This is a genomic window from Nocardiopsis nanhaiensis (genome assembly GCF_054778635.1).
The window spans coordinates 1-21,949 of record NZ_BAAGZJ010000098.1 but is presented as its reverse complement, the minus strand read 5'-3'; the positions used below and the strand labels follow the sequence as shown (position 1 = coordinate 21,949).

The window sequence follows — 21,949 nt, the reverse complement described above, 5'->3', positions numbered from 1 at the left end:
ATCTCTACCAACCAGGTGGGTATTAAAGTGTGGGCGGGGTTGTGGGTGGGACTGGGTGCACGCTGGGTCGACAGGCTCAACGGGGCGACATTGCAAGGCTCACCCCTGGTAGGGAGCCCCACCCGGCATCCCGAGGCGTCGGCGCAACGCATAGGCTCATCCCTATGAGCGAGGACAGCAGCAGCGCGCTGCTCACCGACCACTACGAACTGACGATGCTCCAAGGCGCCCTGCACAGCGGGGCAGCCGCACGCCGGTCGGTGTTCGAGATGTTCGCCCGAAGCCTGCCCGCCGGCCGCCGGTACGGGGTCGTCGCGGGGACCGGTCGGTTCCTGGAGCTGCTGGAGCGGTTCCGCTTCGGCACGGAGGAACTCGACTTCCTGTCCGACAACCGCGTCGTCGACGAACCCACCCTGAACTGGCTCGCGGAGTACCGGTTCTCCGGCAACGTGTGGGGATACGGAGAGGGCGAGGCGTACTTTCCGGGGTCGCCGATCCTGGTGGTCGAAGGGAGCTTCGGCGAAGCTGTGATCCTGGAGACGCTCGCGCTGTCCGTGTACAACCACGACAGCGCGATCGCCTCCGCCGCCAGCCGGATGTCGGTGGCCGCAGGCGACCGCCCCCTGATCGAGATGGGGTCGCGCCGCACCCAGGAGCGCTCCGCCGTTGCCGCCGCCCGGGCCGCCTACATCGCCGGGTTCGCGACCTCCTCCAACTTGGAGGCGGGCAGGAGCTTCGGGGTACCGACCGGCGGAACCGCCGCGCACGCCTTCACCCTTCTGCACGACAGCGAACAGCACGCCTTCAAGGCACAGCTGGAGTCCATGGGGACCGGGACCACACTGCTCGTCGACACCTTCGACGTCGAACGTGCGGTGCGTCACGCCGTGGAGTTGGCCGGACCGAAGCTCGGCGCGGTACGGCTCGACTCCGGGGACCTGGCGGCGACCGCTACCCGGGTCCGCGCCCAGCTCGACGACCTCGGTGCGACGGAGACGCGTGTCGTGGTCACCGGGGACCTGGACGAACACTCCATCCAGGCCCTGGCGGTGGCCCCCGTGGACGGCTACGGAGTGGGTACGTCACTGGTGACGGGGTCCGGGTCCCCGACCGTGTCGCTGGTGTACAAGCTGGTGGCGCGCGCCCGCGGCTTGGAGCCCGGCGCTCCCATGGGGCACGGCGCTTCCATGGATCGCAACGCACCCCTGGAGCCGGTCGCCAAGCGCTCGGTGGGCAAACCCAGCCGGGGCGGCCGCAAGTGGGGAGTTCGGCGACTGGACGACAAGGGGTTGGCCGTGTCCGAGGAAGTGTTCCCCTACGAACCGACCGACCTGGTCGGGGCCCGACCGCTCCTGCGCCCCCTGGTGGTGGAGGGCGAGGTCGTGGGGCACGAGAGCGTGCACGAGGCCCGCGAGCGCCATCAGGCGACCGTGGCAGAACTCCCCGAACAGGCGCTGAGGATGTCGCGGGGGGAAGCGGCGCTGCCGACGGTTTTCCACTGAGCCGCTGAGCTGCGGTATTTGGTCTCCATCCGCTGAGGTGACCGCACAGTCAGATCACCACCCCTCCACAGATCACCGCTCCCCCACAGACCAGCACTGACCGCTTCCGAACAGCGAGGAAAGAGGTGCCGACATGACGCGGGCACTCATCGTGGTTGACGTACAGAACGACTTCTGCGAAGGCGGAAGCATGGGCGTGGTCGGCGGCGCGAGCACCGCCGCGGCGGTCACGGCGTACGCGCGCGCCACCGAGAACGAGTACGACCACGTGGTGGCCACCCGGGACTACCACATCGACCCTGGGGCGCACTTCTCCGAGACGCCCGATTTCGTGAACAGCTGGCCGCGCCACTGTGAGGTGGGAACCCCCGGCGCGGAGTTCCACCCCGAATTCGACGCGTCGGTGGCCGAGGAGGTCTTCAGCAAGGGCGAGTACACGGCCGCCTACAGCGGCTTCGAGGGAGCGGCCAAGGACGGGAAGACCAACCTGGTCACCTGGCTGCGGGACCGGAACGTGGACGAGGTGGACGTGGTGGGCATCGCCACCGACCACTGTGTTCGGGCGACCGCCTTGGACGCCAGGAGCGAGGGCTTCCGGACGCGGGTGCTGCTCAGCCTGACCGCCGGGGTAGCAAAACCCACGGTGGACTCCGCTTTGGCGGAGCTGGGGGAGGCCGGTGTGACGCTGGAGGGCCAGCCGTTGGTTGGCTGAGGCTCCCTGGGGATCTGAGAGAAGACACGGAGCGGTCGTGACCCCTCGAGGTCACGGCCGCTCCGTGTGTTCGGGTGCTTGTTCGCGCCTGGGCCCTGTGTGGGTCCAAGCTTTGAGCAGGCCCGATCCCTAGTCGATGCCGATGGCGGCCCGGACGTTGCTCAGGACGCGGCGAGCGCGCTCGCGGGCACGCTCGTAACCCGACTCGAGGATGTCGTCGAGCTCGGTTTCGGAGGCCATGAGCTCCTCGTAGCGCTCGCGCTTGGGGCCGAGTTCGGCGTTGACCGCTTCGAAGAGCTCCCGCTTGAGATCGCCCCATCCCATACCGCCCGCTTCCAGGCGCTTGCGCACGTCGGCCACCTTGTCGGCGTCGGCGAAGTGGAGGAGCAGCTGGAACGGGATCGAGGAGTCCGGGTCCTTCGGGTCCTCGACCGGGGTGGAGTCGGTGGGGATCCGGTTGATGGCCTTGCGGAGCTTCTTCTCCGGCAGGAAGAGCGGGATGTGGTTGTCGTACGACTTGCTCATCTTGCGGCCGTCGGTACCCGGCAGGATGCTCGCGTCGCTGTCGTCGATCACACCCTTGGGGAGCGGGAAGGTGTAACTGTCCCCGTACCGGTGGTTGAAGTACCCGGCGATGTCTGCCGTGTACTCGATGTGCTGGGACTGGTCCCGCCCCACGGGGACGCGCTCGCCCTCCATGATGAGGATGTCGGCCGCCATGAGGACGGGGTAGTTGTACAGCCCCATGTTGATTCCGGCGTCGAGCTCGGTGATCCCCGCCTCGTTGTTGCGGTCGCGCGCGGCCTTGTAGGCGTGCGCGCGGTTCATGAGGCCCTTGGGGGTGAGGGTGTTCAGGATGGTGGTGAGCTCGAAGGTCTCAGGGATGCTGGACTGCCGGTAGAAGACCGTTCGGTTGGGGTCGAGTCCGCAGGCCAGCCAGGTGGCAGCGCCCGACCGGATGCTCTGGCGGAGCTCGTCAGCGTCCCTGATGATGTTGAGCGCGTGGTAGTCCGCGATGAAGTAGAAGGTGTCGTAACCCTCGGAGGCCGCGAGGGCGGGCTTGATCGCGCCGATGTAGTTGCCCAGGTGGAAGTCACCGGTGGGCTTGATCCCGGTCAGATAGGTGTTCGCTGCCATGGGGCCAGCTTAACGGCGGGTGGTACCCGTTTTCCGCTGCGGTGGAGGGGAGGGTGGCACCGTGCGGTTTACGACAGCGGGTGTTTGGGGTCCTTCCAGGGGTGCGGCTGGAGTGGGCGTCCTTCACTGCCTGGGGTGGCGGTTACCCGCGGGCGTTGGATCGGAATGCGGCCCAGTGTTCGACCATGCGTTCGGCCTGGCCCGGGGTGAAGTGGGTCATGCAGGCGTCGTCGCTGTAGTTCATGAAGTTGGTGACGGGGTCTCTGCCTGGGCGCTCCGGGCAGGTGTTTCGCCCGAGGGGGCAGCCGCTGGCCGCTTCGCGTTCGTAAGGGGTGTCGTCGACGTAGTCGCCGGGGCTCTGGCAGCCGTTCTGGAAGGTGTGGAACAGGCCCAGCCAGTGGCCGACCTCGTGGGTTGCCGTTTGGCCCTCGTTGAAGCGGTCCCGGTCTCCTCCGGGGAGGGTGTCGTGGTCGATCACCACGCCGTCCTGGCCGGAGTAGTCCTGCGGGAACGTGGAGAAGCCGAGCAGGCCGGAGGCGAGTTCGGTGGTGTAGATGTTGAGGGTTTCTGGGCCGCCTTGGCGGAGGGTGGATCTGATGGTCTCACTGTGCTGGTTGAAGTCGTTGAACCAGGTGTCGTCGTAGGTGCGTTCCACTGAGGACAGCTCGAAGCGGAAGCCGGTGTCCGTGCCCTCGGTGCCGGTGGCGAAGTCGCCTCGGTAGGCGCGGTTGAGGATGTCGAGCTGTTCGTCGACACGGCTGTCGCTGACGTCGCCGGTGCCGTCCTCCGCGGAGATCACGTGGACCACCACGGGGACCGCGTGCGGCGCGGAGAACTCGTGGCCGCGCAGGGGCACGAGGGCTTCACGGAGTTCTTCGTCGTACTCGGCGGCCTGTTCCGGGGTGACCTCCGTTGCTTCGGTCACGCCGGGGTCGGCGACCCGGGCATCCAGCATCTCCGCACCGGGTGGACAGTACTCGGCTGACGCTTCCCGGACGGGCTCGGTGGGCGCGGGAGAGGCGCCCGCCACGAGGCCGGTCAGTGCGAGTGCGCACGCGGCCAAACCGGACCAGGTCGCGGTTGAGCCTCCGCGAGGGCTTCGTCCCATCATCTGACGGACTGTAGTTACGCGATTTCCCCATGACGGGTTGCCTTGCGTGGGCTTGCCTAGTTTTTGCCGGTTGAGACTATTTCTTCCCCACGGCCCAGGCTCTGAGTTTGGCGATGCGTTCGCGGATCTGGGGCGGGGACGCCTGGGCCACCGAGGGGCCCCCGCAGGCTCTGCGGAGCTCGTTGTGGATGACGCCGTGCGGCTTTCCCGTGCGGTGGTGCCAGGCCCCCACGAGACCGCTGAGTTCCTTGCGCAGTTCGGCGAGGACCTCGTGGGTCGGCCCCGACTCCTCCTCGGGTTCGGACTTGCCCTTCGCCTTGAGCTCTGTGGCCTTCAGGTCGGCCTTGCGCTTGCGCAGCAGCTGGGAGACCTGGTCTGGGTCCAGTAGGCCGGGGAGGCCGAGGAAGTCCTCCTCCTCGCTGGAGCCCGGTGCGCCGCTGTACTCGGTGCCGTCGTAGAGCGCCCGGTCGAACTCGGCCGCGGACTCCATCGTCTCGAAGGGGAGCTCCTCCCCCGCGTCGGGCGTGTCCTTCTTCTTGTTGGCCTCCTTGAGGAGGTCCTCCTCCGGGTACTCGTCGTCCGAGGGTGCCTTGTCGAGGACGTGGTCGCGTTCGCGCTCCATCTCGCCCGCGTACTCCAGGAGGGTGGGTACCGACGGCAGGAACACGGAGGCCACCTCGCCGCGCTGGCGCACGCGGACGAAGCGGCCGATGGCCTGGGCGAAGAACAGCGCGGTGCTGGTGGAGGTCGCGTACACGCCCACCATCAGGCGGGGAACGTCCACGCCCTCGGAGACCATGCGGACCGCGACCATCCAGCGGTCGTCGCCCTGGGCGAAGCGGGAGATCTTCTTGGAGGCCGTGGGGTCGTCGGAGAGCACCACGGTGGCACCCTTGCCGGTGATCTGCCGCAGGATGCGGGAGTAGGCACGGGCGTTCTCGTGGTCGCTGGCGATGACCAGGCCGCCCGCGTCCGGGTGGGTCTTGCGCACCTCGGTCAGGCGCCGGTCGGCGGCGTGCAGGACCTTCTTGATCCAGTCGCCCTTGGGGTCGAGGGCGGCCCGCCAGGCCTGGGCCAGCGCGTCCTGGGTGAGGGGCTCGCCGAGGTGGGCGGCGAGCTCGTCGCCCGCCCTGGTACGCCAGCGCATCTCGCCCGAATAAGCCATGAAGATGACCGGCCGCACCACCCCGTCCTCCAGGGCGGGCGCGTACCCGTAGCTGTAGTCCCAGGAGCAGCGGCGCACCCCGGCGGCGTCCTGGACGTAGTCCACGAACGGGATGGGGTTGACGTCGGAGCGGAACGGGGTTCCGGTCAGCGCCAGGCGGCGTGTGGCCGGGTCGAAGGCCTCGCGGACCGCCTCGCCCCAGGACAGGGCGTCGCCCGCGTGGTGGACCTCGTCGAAGATGACGAGGGTCTTGCGCGCCTCGGTGCGGTTGCGGTGCAGCATCGGGTGCGCCGCGATCTGGGCGTAGGTGGTGGCCGCGCCGACGTATTGGCGGCCGAGCGCCCCCTGGCCGTTCTTGAAGTCGGGGTCGATGGCGATGCCGAACCGGGCCGCCGCCTCGGCCCACTGCTTCTTGAGGTGCTCGGTGGGGCAGACGATGGTGATGGCGCGTACCGCGTGCCGCTGCAGGAGCTCGCTGGCCAGGGTGAGGGCGAAAGTGGTCTTGCCCGCGCCCGGGGTGGCCACCGCGAGGAAGTCGCGTGGCTGCCGTCGGAAATACTCCTCGAAGGCCTCCCGCTGCCAAGCCCGCAGGCCGCGCACGCGATCCTCGGGTGTGGTCTGCGTCACCGTCATTCGTTCCGTCCCCCGTTGCTCACCTGCTAGAGGTTAGCGCCCACCGGCCCCCCGACCCGGAGTCCGGGCAGTGGTGCCGCGCACAACGGACCACTCTGCCGCCACCCCACGACAAACGGCACGGTGCTCCCCGCGCCGCGCCGCCTTCGAACCGACTGTGTCCCTAAGCTCCCTCGTCGGTGACCTCTTCCTCGTCCGGGACCGCTTCCTCGGGAACCTCTTCGCCGCCGATGCCCGTGGTGTCGACGGCTCCGTCGTTGAAGGGCATGTGCGGGGAGATCGCCGGGAAGGCGAAGAACCACAGCAGCGCCGCCCCGCCCGCCAGCAAGCCCACCGCCATGATGAACTTCGACGCCCAGGGACCGGGCAGGATGCGCCAGATCAGACCGTACATTCGTGTGTCCCTTCCCCTACGCGTCCGGCGCCATGTGTTCGATGCTCTCGGGCATGCCGTCGGACTTGGGCGTGGTCTCGGTCAGCTCTCCCCAGACGATGAGCCGGTGGGTGTTGTTGAGCTTGGGGGCACACGTGGTGAGCGTGAGCAGGGCCCGCTCGGGGTCCTCTTCGGAGGCCTCGTCGAAGGGGTCGGGGTTGACCACCCAGAAGTCCTCGGGCAGGACCGTCTCCTCGCGGAAGACCTCGTACGTGTAGAAGTTCTCGCCGTCCTCCAGGACCATGACGTCGCCGTCGTCCAGCAGGTCCATGTCCCAGAAGAGGCCGGGTGTGCGGTGCGCGGCGACGGCGTAGTTGCCGAGTTCGCCGGCGTCGCTCTCGTACTGGGTGTAGCGGCCGGGGCTGTACAGGATGTCGTCGGGCTCGGTGCCGTTGACCACCACCCAGTCCAGGTCGAGGCTGGGGACGTAGAGGCGCGTGTCCGCGGCCCCGGGAAGGGGTTCGGAGTCCGGCCCCTGCTCGGCCTCCTCGTCGACGACGGCCCACGCATCGTCGAGGCCGTCGGCCAGATCCTGCTGCTCCCGGTCGGTCTCCCAAGCGGAGCCGTACACCTCGTAGGCGGCGTAGAAGAGCATCAGGAGCCCCGCGGTCAGCAGGATCTCCCCGAAGAAGCGTACGAATCCGCGTACGACGTCTCCCGGTGTGGTGCGGGGTTTGCGTGCACGGCGCCGACGCCCTCGTGGGGACCTGCCCCTCTTCTCGGAGGGGTGCTCATCGTACGACTGCCGTTCAGTTGTGGACACCAATACGACCTACTCCTGTGGACGCTTTCGTGTGCACCCGGGTTACCGGAGGGGGACGACGAGCGGGCCCCCGTACGCGGATGCGGCAGGACTTCGACCTCGTGCTGGTAGACGGAGCTGAGCATCGACGCGGTGGACACGTCTTTGGGGGTTCCCTGCGCGGCGACCCGTCCCTCGGAGAGTACCGCCACACGATGGGCGTACGCGGCGGCAAGACCCAAATCGTGCAGGACCACGATAACCGCCTCACCGTGGGACGCCAGCGAACGCGCGAGGGACACTACGAGTACCTGGTGCCCGATGTCCAGGGCGGCGGTGGGGTCGGCCAGGTGCAGCCGGACGCGATGGCCGGGTCCGGTCACCGTTCGGGCGGCGGGCCGGACCCCTGCGAAATCGCTCTGCCCGGTTCGGGGCCGCCGGGTAGGGGCCAGGACAGCACGAAGGCCTTGGCTCACCCGCGAGGGTGGGTCAAGGCCTTCCGTGCACGGCCAAAGGGACCGTCACTTAGTCATTTCCTCGTAGGTCCGCTTGCAGTCGGGGCACACGGGGAACTTCTTGGGGTCCCGGTTGGGGACCCAGACCTTGCCGCAGAGGGCGATCACCGGGTCTCCGGTCACCGCGCTCTGGGTGATCTTCTCCTTCTGCACGTAGTGGGCGAACCGTTCCCGGTCACCGTCGTCGTGCGAGATGTCCGGCTTGGTCTCACTGTCCGGCAGAACCTTGTTCAGGACATCCATCGACATCGTCCTCACACCTTTCAACGTCCGTGTACCACGGTATAGGGTGCTGCGGCCCACCCCACCTCGTGTGGGCCGCTCAGTTCATGGTGGGATCGTCAGGATAGGTCGACAACAGGGCTAGATCACCGCCCTGGCGGCGCAGCACCCGTGACCAGAGCCCCTCGGGGTCACCGCCGAAGAGGTCGTCGGCGAAGGCGTCGACCACGTACCAGGCGCCCTCTTCGATCTCCCCCGTCAACTGCCCGGAACTCCACCCGGCGTAACCCGCGAACACGCGCAGGGCCGCCAGGGAGGAGCCGAGGACCTCGGTGGGCGCGTCCAAGTCCACCACGCCGACCTTCGCCAGCCCGAGGCCGGGGTCGGCCCCCTCCAGCGGGGCCCAGCCGAGCGGCTCCTCATCGGTGGCGGCGGTGCCGAGCGCGATCCCGGAGTCGGTACCCACGGGACCGCCCGAGAACATCACCGCTGGCGCGCTGGCGTAGTCGCCCCAGTCCGTCACCACGTCGTCCACCGGCAGCTCCAGCGGACGGTTGAGGATCACCCCCAAGGTGCCGTCGGCGGCGTCGTCCACGACGAAGACCACCGAACGGCGGAAGGAGTCCTCCTGAAGAATGGGGGCGGCCACCAGCAGGCGCCCGGTCAGAGTCGACTGGTCCATGGTCCACCTTTACCCGCAAATTCGACCTGGTGGACGCCCCGCGCCGAATCGACTAGCCGGCCTGGCCGCGCTGAGCCACATCGCGCACCGCGGTGGCCACGTGGGCCGACAGCTCCGGGTGGAAGACGCTCGGGATGATGTAGTTCGGCCCCAGCTCGTCCTCGGTGACCACGTCGGCGAGGGCTTCGGCCGCGGCGACCATCATGTCCGAGGTGACGTCGTGGCTCTGGGCGTCCAGCAGACCGCGGAAGAAGCCCGGGAAGACCAGGACGTTGTTGATCTGGTTCGGGTAGTCGCTGCGCCCGGTGGCCACGACGCCCGCGTGCAGGTGCGCGACGTCGGGGTCGATCTCGGGGTCGGGGTTGGCCAGCGCGAAGATGATGGAGTCCTCGTTCATCTCGGCGATGTCCTCACCGCCGAGCAGGTCCGGCGCGGAGACGCCGATGAAGACGTCGGCCCCGGCCACGGAACCCTTGAGGTCACCGCTGTAACCCGCGGGGTTGGTGTTCTCCGCGATCCAGCGCAGGTTGTCGTCCAGGTCGTCCCGGCCCGTGTGCACGGCCCCGTGGACGTCGCTGACGATGATGTCCCGCGCACCGGCGTGCATGAGCAGCTTGAGGATGGCGGTGCCGGCCGCGCCCGCGCCGGACATGACGATGCGGGACTCGGAGAGCTTCTTGTTGACCACGCGCAGGGCGTTGCGCAGGGCGGCGAGCACGACGATCGCGGTGCCGTGCTGGTCGTCGTGGAAGACGGGGACGTCCAGGAGCTCGCGCAGGCGGGCCTCGACCTCGAAGCAGCGCGGGGCGGAGATGTCCTCCAGGTTGATGCCGCCGAAGCCGGGGGCGAGGAGCTGGACGGTGCGGACGATCTCGTCCACGTCCTGGGTGTCCAAGGCGATGGGCCACGCGTCGATGTCGGCGAAGCGTTTGAACAGCGCCGCTTTACCCTCCATTACGGGCATGGCCGCCTCGGGGCCGATGTTGCCCAGGCCCAGGACGGCGGAGCCGTCGGTGACCACGGCGACGCTGTTGCGCTTGATGGTCAGGCGTCGGGCGTCGTCCTTGTTCGCGGCGATGGCCTGGGAGACGCGCGCCACACCCGGGGTGTAGGCCATGGAGAGCTCGTCACGGTTGCGCAGCGGCACCTTGGACTTCATCTCGATCTTGCCGCCGAGGTGCATGAGGAAGGTGCGGTCACTCACCTTGTGCACCGCGACGCCGTCGACCGCCCCGAGGGCGCCGACGATCGCCTGGGCGTGGTCGGTGTCGCGGGCGGCGCAGGTGACGTCGATGCGGATGCGCTCGTGCCCAGCGGCCGCCACGTCCAAGGCGGTGATCATACCGCCGACCTGCTCCACCGCGTTGGTGAGGCTGCCGACCGCGCTGCCTCCGGCGTCCAGTTCGAGACGGACGGTGATGGAGTACGAAACGCTGGGAAGGGTGGCCACGTATTGCTCCTTGGCTTTGCTGATGTCATGCGTCCGCGGGGCACACCGGCGGCCCCTCCCGTGGACATACGGACCGACGCCGGGACCTCCACCGGGGTCGGGCGAACGGCCCTGCACTCCGTGGCCTGGCCCGGTGGAACCTCGTCGGCGCCTGCGCGCCAGCCGGGCTCCGGGCCCGTGGCGGTTGCGCGTCCCGCCGTTGGACACCCGATCATCGGTTGTCCTTCGAGCAGGTCTCAGTTGGTGGCCGGGGGCTGACCGAGAACCCACAACCGAGTCGCCTCACCTTACCCGAGTCAAGCGGGTAACGTCAGCACAAGGTGACAATTAACGCCTTCGGAAAAAATCGCATTAATTCATGGCGTGTTGGCGGCCTGCTCAGCCCGGACGCGCCGCCCCCGCTTCCCGGTCGGCGGCGGCGCGCACCACCACGTCGGCGCAGGCGTCGGTGGAAAGCACCGTGGAGTCGACCACCAACTGGTACTGGTCGGGGTCGGCCGGGTCGACCCGGTAGAAGCGGCGCACGTAGGCGGCCCGGGCCCGGTCGTTCTCGTCCAACAGCCGGAGTGTGGGCGGACTGGCGCCCCAGCCGTGTCCACCGCACTCGTCCCGGTCACCGGCGTCCCAGAGACGGCGCGCCCTCCTGAGCCGTGCCTCCCGGTCCCCGTCCAAGCGGACGTGGAGTGCGTTCGGGTGGTCGGCCAGGACCACGGCCGCGGCGCGCCCCAGGATCACGCCGCCGACCCGGGCGACCTCCCGGATCACGTCTTCGGTCCGCTCGACGAACTCGTGGTCGTAGAGGAGGCGGCCCGCGTCGTTGGTGGTGCCGATGAAGGCGGTGTCCACGCTGCCGAGCGTGACGGTGGGCAGCCGGGCCGCGCTGGAGAGCAGCCGTTCCAGGCCACCGGGTGCGCGGTCGTCGCGCTGGAGTGCCTCGTCCAGCGAGCAGCCGATCTCCGCGGCGACCGCGCTGGGTACCGCACGGTTGAGGAAGGGGACGTTGAGCCGGGCGGCGACGGCCGGACCGACCACGCTTCCGCCCGCGCCGAAGGTCGCCGAGATCGTGACGACGGGGCCGCCTTCGTGCGCGCCTGGTGCGTCGTTCGTGGCCATAGGGCACCTGCCGGGTCTGCCGCGCGGGCCGGTTTCCACGGACCGCTGTCGCCGGTCTCCTACCCGGTGCGCGAGGCCCTATCCCAGCGTTCTCCACTCTGGTAAATACGTGCTGTTTTGCCACGTCCTGCCGTGATTGGGTATCCGAAAAAAATGTGCCGGCGCCGGAGGAGACCTCCGACACCGGCACCGGATGTCACCGCTGACCAGCGTTCCGTAGTCCTCGGTCAGCAATCCTCGACGTTGCTCAGACGACCGTCTAGAACAGCGCCGAGGTGAGCTTGCGGCGGGCCGCCCCCACGCGGGGGTCGCCCGGGGGCAGCAGGTCGAAGAGGGAGACCAGGTGCTCCCGGACCCGGTCCCGGTCCTCGTCCCTGGTCTGCTTGACCGTCTCGATGAGGCGGTCGAAGGCCTCGTCGAACTTGCCCCCGTACATGTCGATGTCGGAGACGGTGATCTGCGCGTCCACGTCCGCGGGGTTGTCGGCGGCGGCTTGGCGCACGGCGGGGCCGTCCACGTCCTGGAGGCGGCCGATCAGCCGCACCTGGGCGAGCTTGGCCTTGAGCTCGGTGTTCTTGGAGTCGGCGCCGAGCGCCTTCTCGAACACGGCCGCGGCACCCTCGAAGTCACCGCGTTCCAGGGCGGCCTGGGCCTCGGCGGTCACCGGGTCGCCCTCGGGCTCGGCTTCGGCCTCCTCCTCGGGCATCTCCGCGGGGTCGCCCTCCACGGTGCCGGGGTGGCCCTGGGGCAGCATGCCCTTCTGGGCGAGCGCCCCGAAGACCTGGGTCAGTCCGTCGCGCAGCTGCTCCTCGGTGGCGGGCCCCTGCATGAGGGGCATGACCTGCCCCTGGACCGCGATGATGATCATCGGGGTACCGGAGACCTGGAGCGCCTGCACCAGTTGCGGGCTGGCGTCGCTGTCGATCTTCCCGAGGAGCCAGTTGCCGCCCGAGCGTTTGGAGAGCTTGTCGAGTACCGCCTCGACCTGCTTGGACTGCTCGGACCAGCTCGCCAGGACGGCCAGCACGACCGGGGCGGCCATGGACCGTTCCAGTACCTGCTGGAAGTTGGCTTCGTCGACGTTGACGGCGTAGGGGTTGGTTCGACCGGCCGACTCATCGGCGCGCTGCTTGGCCTCACGCTCCAAGGCCGCCTTGCGCGCCCCGAGATCAACCGCACTGTTCGGTGAAAAGTCCGAAGGCTGCATGCTCTCTATCCTGCCGTATCCCGGAGCAGTACGGAGACTGCCCCGGGACAGCAATGGGCATCCTCCCGCTAAGGGCAACCACAGGGGGTCCCGTTAGAGCGCCGGAGAGCCTGGGTTGTAGCAAGCACAGTGCAAGAGGAGTCAAGCCGCTAGGGCATGTTCGGCGGACACATACCCTGCTGCGCGTCGCCCCAGCGGCACTGTCACTGCGCATCTCTCAGTCGACAGCCAAACCCGCTAGCCCTGGCAAAGACCGCGCCGTAGGCGTCCGTTGAGGGTTGGTGGTGGGCGACGGGCGGGCGGCGGCCCAGAACTAGAACTGCGGGGCCTCCGTGTAGGTGCCGAATTCCTCTCCCATGGTGGCGCAGATCTCGCCGAGGGTGGCTTCCGCGCGGGCCGCGTCCATGATGAGCGGGATCAGATTGCCGTCGCTGGCCCGGACCCCCTCCAGTAGTCGGGCCAAGGCCTTGTCGACGACCGCCTTGTCGCGCTGGGAGCGCCGTTCGGTGAGGGCGCGCTTCTGCTCGCGCTCGATCTCGTGGCTGATCTTGAGGACGTCCAGCTCGCCCGAAACGGTGTCCGTGTGGCAGTTGACGCCGACGATGCGCTTGTCGCCCTTCTCCAGGGCCTGCTGGTACTGGAAGGCGGACTCGGCGATCTCGGAGCTGAAGTAGCCGTTGTCGATCCCGGCGAGGATGCCGGAGGTCATCGGGCCGATGGTGTGCTCGGCGTCCTCTCCCCCGCCCATGCGCATGATGTGCGCGAAGATCCGTTCGGCTTCGGCCTCGATCTCGTCGGTGAGTGCCTCCACGTACCAGGAGCCGCCGAGCGGATCGGCGACGTTGACCACTCCGGTCTCCTCCATGAGGACCTGCTGTGTGCGGAGGGCGATCTCGGCGGACTGCTCGGTGGGCAGGGCGAGGGTCTCGTCGAGGGCGTTGGTGTGCAGCGAGTTGGTGCCGCCGAGCACGGCGGACAGGGCCTCGACCGCGGTGCGGACCACGTTGTTGTAGGGCTGCTGGGCGGTGAGGGACACCCCCGCGGTCTGGGTGTGGAACCGCAGCCATTGCGCCTTCTCGGTCTTCGCGCCGTAGGTGTCGCGGATCCAGCGGGCCCAGATGCGGCGTGCGGCGCGGAACTTGGCGATCTCCTCGAAGAAGTCGATGTGGGCGTCGAAGAAGAAGGACAGCCCGGGGGCGAAGCGGTCGATGTCCAGGCCTCTGGACAGGCCGAGTTCCACGTAGCCGAACCCGTCGGCCAGGGTGTAGGCCAGCTCCTGCGCGGCCGTGGCTCCGGCCTCGCGGATGTGGTAGCCGGAGACCGACAGCGGTTTGAAGGCGGGGATGTGCTCCGCGCAGTACTCCATCAGGTCACCGATGAGGCGCAGGTGGGGTTCGGGCGGGTACAGCCACTCCTTCTGGGCGATGTACTCCTTGAAGATGTCGGTCTGGAGCGTGCCGTTGAGGCCCCCGATGTCGACGCCTTGGCGCTCCGCGGCCACCAGGTACATGCAGAAGGCCGGGATGGCGGGACCGCTGATAGTCATGGACGTGGTGGTCTGGCCGAGGGGGATGCCGTCGAAGAGAAGGTCCATGTCGGCGACCGAGTCGATCGCCACCCCGCAGTGGCCGACCTCGCCGAGTGCGTGCGCCGAGTCGGAGTCGTAGCCCATGAGGGTGGGCATGTCGAAGGCCACCGAGAGTCCGCCCCCGCCCTGGGCGAGGATCATCTTGTAGCGCTCGTTGGTCTGCCGGGCGTTGCCGAACCCGGCGAACTGGCGGATGGTCCAGGCGCGGCCGCGGTAGCCGGTGGGGTAGAGCCCTCGGGTGTAGGGGTACTCGCCGGGCCAGCCGATCCGTTCGAAGTCGGGGACCTCGGCACCGGGACGGGGCCCGTAGACGGGTTCGAGGGGCCGTCCGGACAGTGAGGTGAAATCGGCGTCGCGCTTGCGTGCGGAGTCGTAGCGGCGCTGCCAGCGGTCGCGCCCTGCCTCGATGTCGCGTACCCGGCTGGTGGGATCGCCTGTGGAGTTCGCCATACCAAAATAGTAGGACGTCCAACTATATATGTACAGGCCGGGACCTCCTGGCGGCCGCACACCCGGATCGTGCCTGGTCAGCGCGGGTGCCTCTGCCGCCCGCGCCTCGGGTCAGCGCCCTTCGGCCACCTCGGCGGCCTCGGAGGCCCGCGCGGGGAAGTCACCGAAGTCCACCCTGAGCCGAGTGAACATCTCGTGCATGCGCCAGCGCTCCTCTTCGGAGTAGCAGGCCAAGCCGAAGTCCATACCGAGGAGTGCCTGACTGGCCTCCTCGGTGACCTCGCGCCCGGCTTCGGTGATCTCCGCCAGGACACCCCTGCCGTCACTCGGGTTGGGGCGGCGGAGCACCAGGCCCTGCCCCTCCAGCCGGTCGATGGTGTTGGTGACGCTGGTGGGGTGCACCATGAGGCGCTCACCGATCTTGCCCAGCGGCAGCGCCCCGGAGGCACTGAAGGTGAGCAGGACCAGCGCCTCGTATCGGGCGAAGGTCAGGCCGAACGGCTTGAGGGCGCCGTCGAGCTCGCCGATGAGGATCTGCTGTGCGCGCATGAGAGAGGTGACCGCCGCCATGGCGGGCGAGGCACCCCATCTCTGACTCCAGTTGTCGTGTGCGCTCTCGATTGGGTCGAACGAAAGGTTCAATGGGTTTCCCACGCCGTCACTCTAGGGTGTCGTTGCTGGCACCCGATCCCACTTCCCGGCGCCCACAACCCGCGTGGAGGCGAAGACCAGCGGACGCCTGGGGACAGCCGGACCCGGAACCTACTGGTCCGGCCCCCAGCGCCGCCCATGCACCGAGGGGAAAGCGCCTCGCGCCGCGGCGACGCGGGGGGAGACCGCCAGCCCCAGAAATTTCGGTACGGGCATTGACGCCCTCCGGAATTATTAGTTAAGTTTCCTAATAATTTCCTCCCAGGGGCTCCGGCCCCGGGCTCCCTGACCGACCCCCATCAGGAGACCTCCCGACGTGAGCTCACGACGACTGAGAAACCGAATCGCGGTGGTGGCCGCCGCAGTGCTGGTGACACCGCTCGCACTGTTCGTGTCCCCCGTGACCGCTGAGGAGGCCGACGCCTCCGACATCACGGTGACCTACGTGGAATCCGCCCGCTGGGACACCGGCTACACGGGCGAGTTCACCGTCCACAACGCCTCCGGGACGGACCTCACCGACTGGGACATCGAGTTCGAGCTCCCCGAGGGCAGCCGGATCCACGAGCTGTGGAACGCCACCCTCGAAGGAACGGCGGAAGACGGCTACACCGTGGCCCCACCGCACTGGGGCGCCGTGGTGCCCGCCGGCGGAACCTACGAGTTCGGCTACAACGGCATCCACACCGACGGCAACAGCCACCTGGTCGACTGCACCGTCAACGGCTCGCCCTGCGCCGGTGAGCCGGGCGATGGCCCTCAGCACGACAGCCTCAACGTCGCCTACTTCACCCAGTGGGGTGTCGAGGAGCGCGACTACCACGTCCGAGACCTCATCGAATCGGGCGCCGCGGAGCAGCTCACCCACATCAACTACGCGTTCGGCAACGTCGGTGCCGACGGCGAGTGCTTCATGACCAACGAGCCCGACGAGGGCGACGCCGAGGCGGACTACGGCCGGGCCACCCCCGCCGAGGAGAGTGTCGACGGTACCGCCGACGGGCCCGACCAACCCCTGCGCGGCAACTTCAACCAGCTCCGCAAACTCAAGGAGCTGTACCCGCACCTGGACATCAGCGTCTCGCTGGGCGGCTGGAACTGGTCGAAGCACTTCTCGGACGCCGTACTCACCCCCGAGTCGCGCGAGAACCTGGTCAGCTCCTGCGTCGACCTGTACCTCAAGGGCGACCTGCCCGAGATCGACGGCGCGGGCGGCGAAGGCGTCGGCTACGGCATCTTCGACGGCATCGACCTCGACTGGGAGTGGCCCGGTTCCGAGGGCAATCCGCACAACGTCGTCCGCCCCGAGGACCGGGAGAACTTCACCGCCCTCGTCCAGGAGTTCCGAGACCAGCTCGACGAGCTCGGCGAGGAGACCGGCCGCCACTTCGAGCTCAGCTCGTTCATGCCCGCGGGTGCCTGGCGCGTCGACGCCGGCTACGAGCTGGACGAGATCATGCCCAACTTCGACTTCATCACGGTCCAGGGCTACGACTACAACGGGTCCTGGGACGAGTCCACCAACCACCAGTCCAACCTGGTCGCGGACCCGGACAGCCCCGGCTACCCGGACGAGGTGATCACCACCGAGGGCAACGTCGAGGCCTACCTGGAGCGCGGTGTCGACCCCGACAAGATCGTTCTGGGCGTCCCGTTCTACAGCCAGGGATGGACGGGAGTGGAGCCCGGCCCCGAGGGTGACGGCCTCTTCCAGCCCGCCGAAGGCCCGGCACCGGGAAGCTTCGAGGACGGCACCGAGGACTGGAAGGTGCTGAAGGAGCTGTCCGGCTTCGACCTGTACCGAGACGACGACCTCGGTACGGCCTGGCTCTACGACGGCGAGACCTTCTGGACCTACGACGACGAGGTCTCCATGACCCAGAAGACGGACTGGGCCAACGAGAACGGCCTCGGCGGCGTCATGATCTGGTCCATCGACGGCGACGACTCCGATGGCAGCCTGCTGACCGCCATCGACGAGGCGCTCGGACGATAGGACCACAGACCCCCGAACCGCCTACGGGCGCTCGGGAACGGGCGGCGTCGGTGCTCTGATCCGGGGAGCACCGCCGCCAAGGCCGGGGCGGACCGACGTGCGACGGTCCGCCCCGGCCCCATTTCGCGGCCGAACCCCCGGTGTTCCTGCCCCTGATCTCCACCCCAAGGCGGCCGAGGGTGGAACTGGGGCCAAGATCATTCCGGTTGGGGGATAGCGTCCGCGCCGAGTTCCTTCAGCAGCAGGTCCGCGGCGGCGTAGGGGTCCCGCTCCCCCGCCGCGACCTCGCGGGCCAGTCCGTCCAGTCCGCTGTCGGACCCCACCCCGCCCATTCGGGCGCGGAGCAGGTCCACCACGATCGCCTGTACCTCGTCCCGGGCCCGCTCACGGCGCCGCGACGCCAGCTCGCCGGACCCCTCCATGTGGGCGAAGTGCTCCTCGACCCGCCCCCAGAGCTCGTCGGTCCCCTCGTCCTTGGCCGCCACCATCATCGTGATCGGCGGCTTCCACTCCTCGTCGGTGCGGTCCTTCATCGCGATCATCTGACGCAGCTCGCGCAGGGTCACCTTGGCGCCGTCCCGGTCCGCCTTGTTCACCGCGAACACGTCGGCGACCTCCAGCACGCCAGCCTTGGCCGCCTGCACCGAATCACCCATGCCGGGCGCGCACAGCACGACGGTCGTGTCGGCCTGCCCCGCGATCTCCACCTCGGCCTGGCCCACCCCGACCGTCTCCACGAGGATCACGTCGAACCCCGCGGCGTCCAGGACCCGCAGCGCGTGCGGGGTCGCCCAGGACAGGCCGCCCAGGTGCCCCCGGTTGGCCATCGACCGGATGAACACGCCCGTGTCGGTGGCGTGCTCCTGCATACGGACCCGGTCACCGAGCAGGGCGCCGCCGGTGAAGGGAGACGAGGGGTCCACCGCCAGGACCGCGACCGAAAGCCCCCTCGCGCGCACCGCGCGCACCACCGCGTTCGTGGTGGTGGACTTGCCCACCCCCGGGGAACCGGTGAACCCGACCACGCGGGCCCTTCCGGTGTGGGGCGCCAGCCCCGCCATGATCTCGCGTAGTTCGTCGGCACCGTTCTCGACCAGGGTGATCGCGCGGGCCAGCGCCCTGCGGTCACCCCCGCGAACCCGTTCGACCAGCTGGGCGGCGTTCATGGGACTCCTCGATTTTGACGAGTAGAAAGATGAGGGCGGGAACTTGTGGTTCCCGCCCGTACGCTCTCACCTCACCCGGATCCGCATGCGGACCGGGGCGGTGCCCGCGTCCGCTACTCGGCGGCGGGAACCGTGAACAGCAGGGCGTCGCCCTGGCCGCCGCCACCGCACAGGGCGGCCGCCCCGAGGCCGCCGCCGCGGCGGCGCAGCTCGTGGACCAGGTGCAGGGCGATGCGGGCGCCGGACGCCCCGATCGGGTGACCGATCGCGATGGCGCCACCGTTGACGTTGACGATCTCCTCGGAGACCCCCAGGTCCTTGGTGGACTGGATACCGACCGCGGCGAAGGCCTCGTTGATCTCCACGAGCTCCAGGTCCTCGACGCGCTTGCCCGCCTTGTCCAGGGCGTGCCTGATCGCGTTGGAGGGCTGGGAGTGCAGCGAGTTGTCCGGGCCGGCGACGTTGCCGTGGGCGCCGATCTCGGCGAGGACCGGGGCGCCGAGCTCCTCGGCCTTGGCGCGGCTCATCACGACCACCGCTGCGGCACCGTCGGAGATCTGCGAAGAGGATCCGGCGGTGATGGTGCCGTCGCGGTCGAATGCCGGGCGCAGCTTGCCCAGGCTCTCCGCGGTGGTGCCCGGACGGACGCCCTCGTCGGCGTCGAAGACGACCGGGTCGCCCTTGCGCTGGGGGATCTCGACCGGGACGATCTCCTCGTCGAAGCGCCCCTCGGCGGCAGCGGCGGCGGCGCGCTGGTGGGAGCGGGCGGCGAAGGCGTCCTGTTCGGGGCGCTCGATGCCGGTCTTGGCGTTGTGGCGCTCGGTGGAGGCGCCCATCGAGTCGCCCTCGAAGGCGTCAGTGAGGCCGTCGTGCGCGGTGGCGTCCAGTACCTCGACGGAGCCGTACTTGTAGCCCTTGCGCGCGTTCGGCATCAGGTGCGGGGCGTTGGTCATGGACTCCATGCCGCCGGCGACCACGATGTCGAACTCTCCGGCGCGGATGAGCTGGTCGGCCAGGGCGATGGCGTCGAGGCCCGACAGACAGACCTTGTTGATGGTCACGGACGGGACGTCCATGGGGATACCGCCCTTGACCGCGGCCTGGCGCGACGGGATCTGCCCTGCACCGGCCTGCAGAACCTGTCCCATGACCACGTATCCGACCTGGTCGCCGCTGACCCCGGCGCGCTCCAGCGCCGCCTTGATCGCGAAGCCGCCCAGGTCTGCGGCGGAGAACCCGGCGAGGGAGCCGAGGAGTCGGCCGGTGGGGGTCCGAGCCCCACCGACGATGACGGAACCGGGCATCTTAACTGGCCTCCAAGTGATGGGTGACGCACCTGGTCTGCAACGATACCCACACAGATCACACCGACGTCCGAGAGGTTCGCCCAGTGAGTGACGCACCCAGCCCCACCGGCCCGTTCTCCGGTCTGACCCGCTTGGACCACGTCGGGATCGCGTGCCGCGACCTCGACGCGTCCATCGGGTTCTACCGGACCACGTACGGCTTCGAGGTGGAGCACGAGGAGGTGAACGAGGAGCAGGGGGTCCGCGAGGCCATGCTCCGAATCAATGGCACCGACGATGGCGGCGCCACTTATCTGCAACTCCTCGAACCGACCCGTCCGGACTCTCCCGTGGCCAAGTTCCTTGACCGGAACGGAGAGGGCGTGCACCACATCGCCTTCGGGACGGCGGACGTCGCGGCGAGCGCCGCGGGGGTGGGCGCCGAAGGCGTTAGGGTTCTGGGTGACGGGCCCCGGACCGGAACGGCCGGATCCCAGATCGTTTTCCTGCACCCGAAGGACTGTGGCGGCGTTCTCACCGAGTTGGTACAAAGCAGCCACTAAGGACACGCCGAGAGCGTGATCAGGCCGAAAAACGTCACGGGGACGTTCCGGACACATCACAGCTTGAGTTCCTCAGGCGTGGATGACCTCCGACCCCACCGGAAGTTGCCCGAAACCCCCTTCCCAGAGGTTCCACGCTTGATAAAGTCTGCTAGTTGCCGGATGTGCTTTTTCGTCCGGCGTTGGTCCATGTCTTGCAGTCCGGTACGTGAGCCGGGTCGGCCGTTCCCGCTGCGGCACCGCACCGGGTCGGCCGTCGGAGGCGGTCAGGGTCACCAGAACCCGTCACACCGGTCCGCCTGCACCTCTGGCTCGCTCACCCCGGAAAACAACCCGTCCACCGGGGTACAGCAGCCGCCCTCCTGCCACCCCCGGCAGTTTTGCAAGTAGCCGTCTCGCACCCGTTCAGGATTCCGCCACATGTCGTCAAACAACATTGACACCCAGCTCAACAACATCTTCGACGAAGACAACACTCCGCCCGAATTCGACGTAGTGCTGCGTGGCTATGACCGCACCCAGGTGACGGACTACCTGGAGGGCCTGCGCAACGAGGTCAAGCAGTCCACCAAGGAGATCGACAAGGTCAAGTCGGAGCTGTCCGCGAAGAGCCAGCAGCTGCAGGAGCGCGAGCGCCCGTCCTACTCCGGTCTCGGTTCTCGGATCGAGGAGCTGCTGCGCCTCGCCGAGGAGCAGGCCAACGAACTGGTCCAGAGCGCGCAGATCGACGCCAACGACATCCGGTCGGCCTCCAAGATCGAGGCTGCCGAGATGCGTGCGGCCGCCGAATCGGAAGCCACCGAGGTCCGCACGCTGGCCCAGCGCGAGGCCGACGAGCAGCGGCAGAGCGCCGAGACCGAGGCCGAGGAGATCAGCACCACCGCCCGCCGCGAGGCCGACGAGCTGGCGTCCACCACCGAGCGCGAGGTGCAGAAGAAGCGCTCCGCCGTCGACCACGAGATCGCCGAGAAGCGCGCCACCTTCGAAGGTGAGATCGGGAAGCTGCGCACCACCACCGAGCGGGAGTGCGCCCAGGCCCGCGCCGCCGCCAAGCGCGAGCGCGACGAGACCATCCAGTCGGCCAAGAGCCAGGCCGAGGAGCTGCGCAAGAACGCCGAGCGGGCCTTCGCCGAGTCCGAGGCTCGCCGCACCGAGACCGAGGACCAGTTCGAGCTGCAGCTGGCCGACCGCCGTGCCGAGGCCGAGCGTCAGGACGCCGAGCGCCTGGCCGGTGCGCAGGCCGCCACGCAGAAGATGGTCAACGAGGCCGAGGAGCGTGCCGCCAGCGCCGAGCAGCGCGCCACCAACGCCAGCCAGCAGGCCGAGCAGACCCGCCGCGACGCCGAGAACCACGCCAAACAGCTGGTCAGCAACGCCAAGAAGAACGCCGGTCAGATCGAGGCCGAGGCCAAGGCGAAGGCCGACCACCAGCTGAGCGACGCCAAGTCCGAGGCCAACCGGGTCATGACGGCCGCCAACAAGGAGGTCGACGAGCTCAACCGCCAGCGGGACAGCATCCAGTCGCACCTCCAGCAGCTGCGTCAGCTGCTCGGTGGCGGCGGTGCCGCGGCCGCCCCGGCCGCTGGTGCGCCCGCCGCGATCCCGGAGTCCGGCCAGGCCGCCCC

19 protein-coding genes are annotated in these 21,949 nt (G+C 68.8%); 5 read left to right on the top strand and 14 right to left on the bottom strand.

Annotated elements, in window-relative coordinates; genetic code table 11:
* Positions 1 to 164 precede the first annotated feature (164 nt).
* Positions 165 to 1,502 (top strand): nicotinate phosphoribosyltransferase, encoded by a 1,338-nt coding sequence (locus tag ACYVD1_RS30410; protein ID WP_460777950.1) that lies wholly within the window; start codon positions 165 to 167, stop codon positions 1,500 to 1,502.
* 133 nt (positions 1,503 to 1,635) lie between these two features.
* Positions 1,636 to 2,214 carry an isochorismatase family protein gene (locus ACYVD1_RS30405; protein WP_460777949.1) on the top strand — a complete coding sequence of 193 codons (579 nt, stop codon included), beginning with the start codon at positions 1,636 to 1,638 and terminating at the stop codon, positions 2,212 to 2,214.
* A 129-nt stretch (positions 2,215 to 2,343) separates the two neighbouring features.
* Here ACYVD1_RS30405 and ACYVD1_RS30400 read toward each other — a convergent pair whose 3' ends face one another.
* The 12 genes from ACYVD1_RS30400 to ACYVD1_RS30345 all read right to left on the bottom strand — a co-directional run bounded on the left by ACYVD1_RS30400 (position 2,344) and on the right by ACYVD1_RS30345 (position 15,304).
* The gene (locus ACYVD1_RS30400) at positions 2,344 to 3,351 is read right to left on the bottom strand and encodes a tryptophan--tRNA ligase (RefSeq protein WP_460777948.1); all 1,008 of its coding nucleotides are present in this window, start codon (positions 3,349 to 3,351) and stop codon (positions 2,344 to 2,346) included.
* 142 nt (positions 3,352 to 3,493) lie between these two features.
* Positions 3,494 to 4,462, bottom strand: a complete 969-nt coding sequence (locus ACYVD1_RS30395; protein WP_460777947.1) for a zinc metalloprotease — start codon at positions 4,460 to 4,462, stop codon at positions 3,494 to 3,496.
* Between the two features lie 76 nt (positions 4,463 to 4,538).
* Positions 4,539 to 6,260 carry a DEAD/DEAH box helicase gene (locus ACYVD1_RS30390; RefSeq protein WP_460777944.1) on the bottom strand — a complete coding sequence of 574 codons (1,722 nt, stop codon included), beginning with the start codon at positions 6,258 to 6,260 and terminating at the stop codon, positions 4,539 to 4,541.
* 163 nt (positions 6,261 to 6,423) lie between these two features.
* Positions 6,424 to 6,654, bottom strand: coding sequence for a hypothetical protein (locus ACYVD1_RS30385; protein ID WP_460777943.1), 231 nt, complete (start codon positions 6,652 to 6,654; stop codon positions 6,424 to 6,426).
* A gap of 16 nt (positions 6,655 to 6,670) precedes the next feature.
* On the bottom strand, positions 6,671 to 7,459 hold the full coding sequence (locus ACYVD1_RS30380; protein WP_460777942.1) for a class E sortase: 789 nt from the start codon (positions 7,457 to 7,459) through the stop codon (positions 6,671 to 6,673).
* Positions 7,460 to 7,956: 497 nt separating this feature from the next.
* Positions 7,957 to 8,199 (bottom strand): DUF3039 domain-containing protein, encoded by a 243-nt coding sequence (locus ACYVD1_RS30375; RefSeq protein WP_460754936.1) that lies wholly within the window; start codon positions 8,197 to 8,199, stop codon positions 7,957 to 7,959.
* 73 nt (positions 8,200 to 8,272) lie between these two features.
* On the bottom strand, positions 8,273 to 8,854 hold the full coding sequence (locus ACYVD1_RS30370; RefSeq protein WP_460754933.1) for a YqgE/AlgH family protein: 582 nt from the start codon (positions 8,852 to 8,854) through the stop codon (positions 8,273 to 8,275).
* A 52-nt stretch (positions 8,855 to 8,906) separates the two neighbouring features.
* Positions 8,907 to 10,304 (bottom strand): malic enzyme-like NAD(P)-binding protein, encoded by a 1,398-nt coding sequence (locus tag ACYVD1_RS30365; RefSeq protein ID WP_460777941.1) that lies wholly within the window; start codon positions 10,302 to 10,304, stop codon positions 8,907 to 8,909.
* Positions 10,305 to 10,682: 378 nt separating this feature from the next.
* Positions 10,683 to 11,417: a cytidylate kinase-like family protein gene (locus ACYVD1_RS30360; RefSeq protein ID WP_460777940.1), complete on the bottom strand. Its 735-nt coding sequence runs from the start codon at positions 11,415 to 11,417 to the stop codon at positions 10,683 to 10,685.
* 259 nt (positions 11,418 to 11,676) lie between these two features.
* Positions 11,677 to 12,624: a co-chaperone YbbN gene (locus ACYVD1_RS30355; RefSeq protein ID WP_460777939.1), complete on the bottom strand. Its 948-nt coding sequence runs from the start codon at positions 12,622 to 12,624 to the stop codon at positions 11,677 to 11,679.
* Positions 12,625 to 12,937: 313 nt separating this feature from the next.
* The gene (locus tag ACYVD1_RS30350; RefSeq protein ID WP_460754920.1) at positions 12,938 to 14,662 is read right to left on the bottom strand and encodes an acyl-CoA mutase large subunit family protein; all 1,725 of its coding nucleotides are present in this window, start codon (positions 14,660 to 14,662) and stop codon (positions 12,938 to 12,940) included.
* A gap of 111 nt (positions 14,663 to 14,773) precedes the next feature.
* Positions 14,774 to 15,304 (bottom strand): MarR family winged helix-turn-helix transcriptional regulator, encoded by a 531-nt coding sequence (locus tag ACYVD1_RS30345; RefSeq protein ID WP_460777958.1) that lies wholly within the window; start codon positions 15,302 to 15,304, stop codon positions 14,774 to 14,776.
* Between the two features lie 325 nt (positions 15,305 to 15,629).
* Here ACYVD1_RS30345 and ACYVD1_RS30340 point away from each other — a divergent pair, with 325 nt between their 5' ends.
* The gene (locus ACYVD1_RS30340) at positions 15,630 to 17,309 is read left to right on the top strand and encodes a glycosyl hydrolase family 18 protein (protein ID WP_460777938.1); all 1,680 of its coding nucleotides are present in this window, start codon (positions 15,630 to 15,632) and stop codon (positions 17,307 to 17,309) included.
* Between the two features lie 197 nt (positions 17,310 to 17,506).
* Here the strand turns inward: ACYVD1_RS30340 and meaB are convergent, their stop codons facing one another.
* The gene (meaB, locus tag ACYVD1_RS30335) at positions 17,507 to 18,475 is read right to left on the bottom strand and encodes a methylmalonyl Co-A mutase-associated GTPase MeaB (protein ID WP_460777937.1); all 969 of its coding nucleotides are present in this window, start codon (positions 18,473 to 18,475) and stop codon (positions 17,507 to 17,509) included.
* Positions 18,476 to 18,588: 113 nt separating this feature from the next.
* Positions 18,589 to 19,779 carry an acetyl-CoA C-acetyltransferase gene (locus ACYVD1_RS30330; RefSeq protein ID WP_460777936.1) on the bottom strand — a complete coding sequence of 397 codons (1,191 nt, stop codon included), beginning with the start codon at positions 19,777 to 19,779 and terminating at the stop codon, positions 18,589 to 18,591.
* 86 nt (positions 19,780 to 19,865) lie between these two features.
* Here ACYVD1_RS30330 and mce point away from each other — a divergent pair, with 86 nt between their 5' ends.
* Together mce and ACYVD1_RS30320 are read left to right on the top strand one after the other, a co-directional pair.
* Positions 19,866 to 20,324, top strand: coding sequence for a methylmalonyl-CoA epimerase (gene mce / locus ACYVD1_RS30325; RefSeq protein WP_460777935.1), 459 nt, complete (start codon positions 19,866 to 19,868; stop codon positions 20,322 to 20,324).
* A 420-nt stretch (positions 20,325 to 20,744) separates the two neighbouring features.
* The coding region (locus ACYVD1_RS30320) for a DivIVA domain-containing protein (RefSeq protein WP_460777934.1) at positions 20,745 to 21,949 on the top strand (1,205 nt) is incomplete at its 3' end.

What these genes read in the sequence shown, in the direction of transcription:
- ACYVD1_RS30410 (WP_460777950.1), top strand. Translation starts at nt 165, where the DNA reads ATGAGCGAGGACAGCAGCAGCGCGCTGCTCACCGACCACTACGAACTG.
- ACYVD1_RS30405 (WP_460777949.1), top strand. Translation starts at nt 1,636, where the DNA reads ATGACGCGGGCACTCATCGTGGTTGACGTACAGAACGACTTCTGCGAA.
- ACYVD1_RS30400 (WP_460777948.1), bottom strand. Translation starts at nt 3,351, where the DNA reads ATGGCAGCGAACACCTATCTGACCGGGATCAAGCCCACCGGTGACTTC.
- ACYVD1_RS30395 (WP_460777947.1), bottom strand. Translation starts at nt 4,462, where the DNA reads ATGATGGGACGAAGCCCTCGCGGAGGCTCAACCGCGACCTGGTCCGGT.
- ACYVD1_RS30390 (WP_460777944.1), bottom strand. Translation starts at nt 6,260, where the DNA reads ATGACGGTGACGCAGACCACACCCGAGGATCGCGTGCGCGGCCTGCGG.
- ACYVD1_RS30385 (WP_460777943.1), bottom strand. Translation starts at nt 6,654, where the DNA reads ATGTACGGTCTGATCTGGCGCATCCTGCCCGGTCCCTGGGCGTCGAAG.
- ACYVD1_RS30375 (WP_460754936.1), bottom strand. Translation starts at nt 8,199, where the DNA reads ATGTCGATGGATGTCCTGAACAAGGTTCTGCCGGACAGTGAGACCAAG.
- ACYVD1_RS30370 (WP_460754933.1), bottom strand. Translation starts at nt 8,854, where the DNA reads ATGGACCAGTCGACTCTGACCGGGCGCCTGCTGGTGGCCGCCCCCATT.
- ACYVD1_RS30360 (WP_460777940.1), bottom strand. Translation starts at nt 11,417, where the DNA reads ATGGCCACGAACGACGCACCAGGCGCGCACGAAGGCGGCCCCGTCGTC.
- ACYVD1_RS30355 (WP_460777939.1), bottom strand. Translation starts at nt 12,624, where the DNA reads ATGCAGCCTTCGGACTTTTCACCGAACAGTGCGGTTGATCTCGGGGCG.
- ACYVD1_RS30350 (WP_460754920.1), bottom strand. Translation starts at nt 14,662, where the DNA reads ATGGCGAACTCCACAGGCGATCCCACCAGCCGGGTACGCGACATCGAG.
- meaB (WP_460777937.1), bottom strand. Translation starts at nt 18,475, where the DNA reads ATGAACGCCGCCCAGCTGGTCGAACGGGTTCGCGGGGGTGACCGCAGG.
- ACYVD1_RS30330 (WP_460777936.1), bottom strand. Translation starts at nt 19,779, where the DNA reads ATGCCCGGTTCCGTCATCGTCGGTGGGGCTCGGACCCCCACCGGCCGA.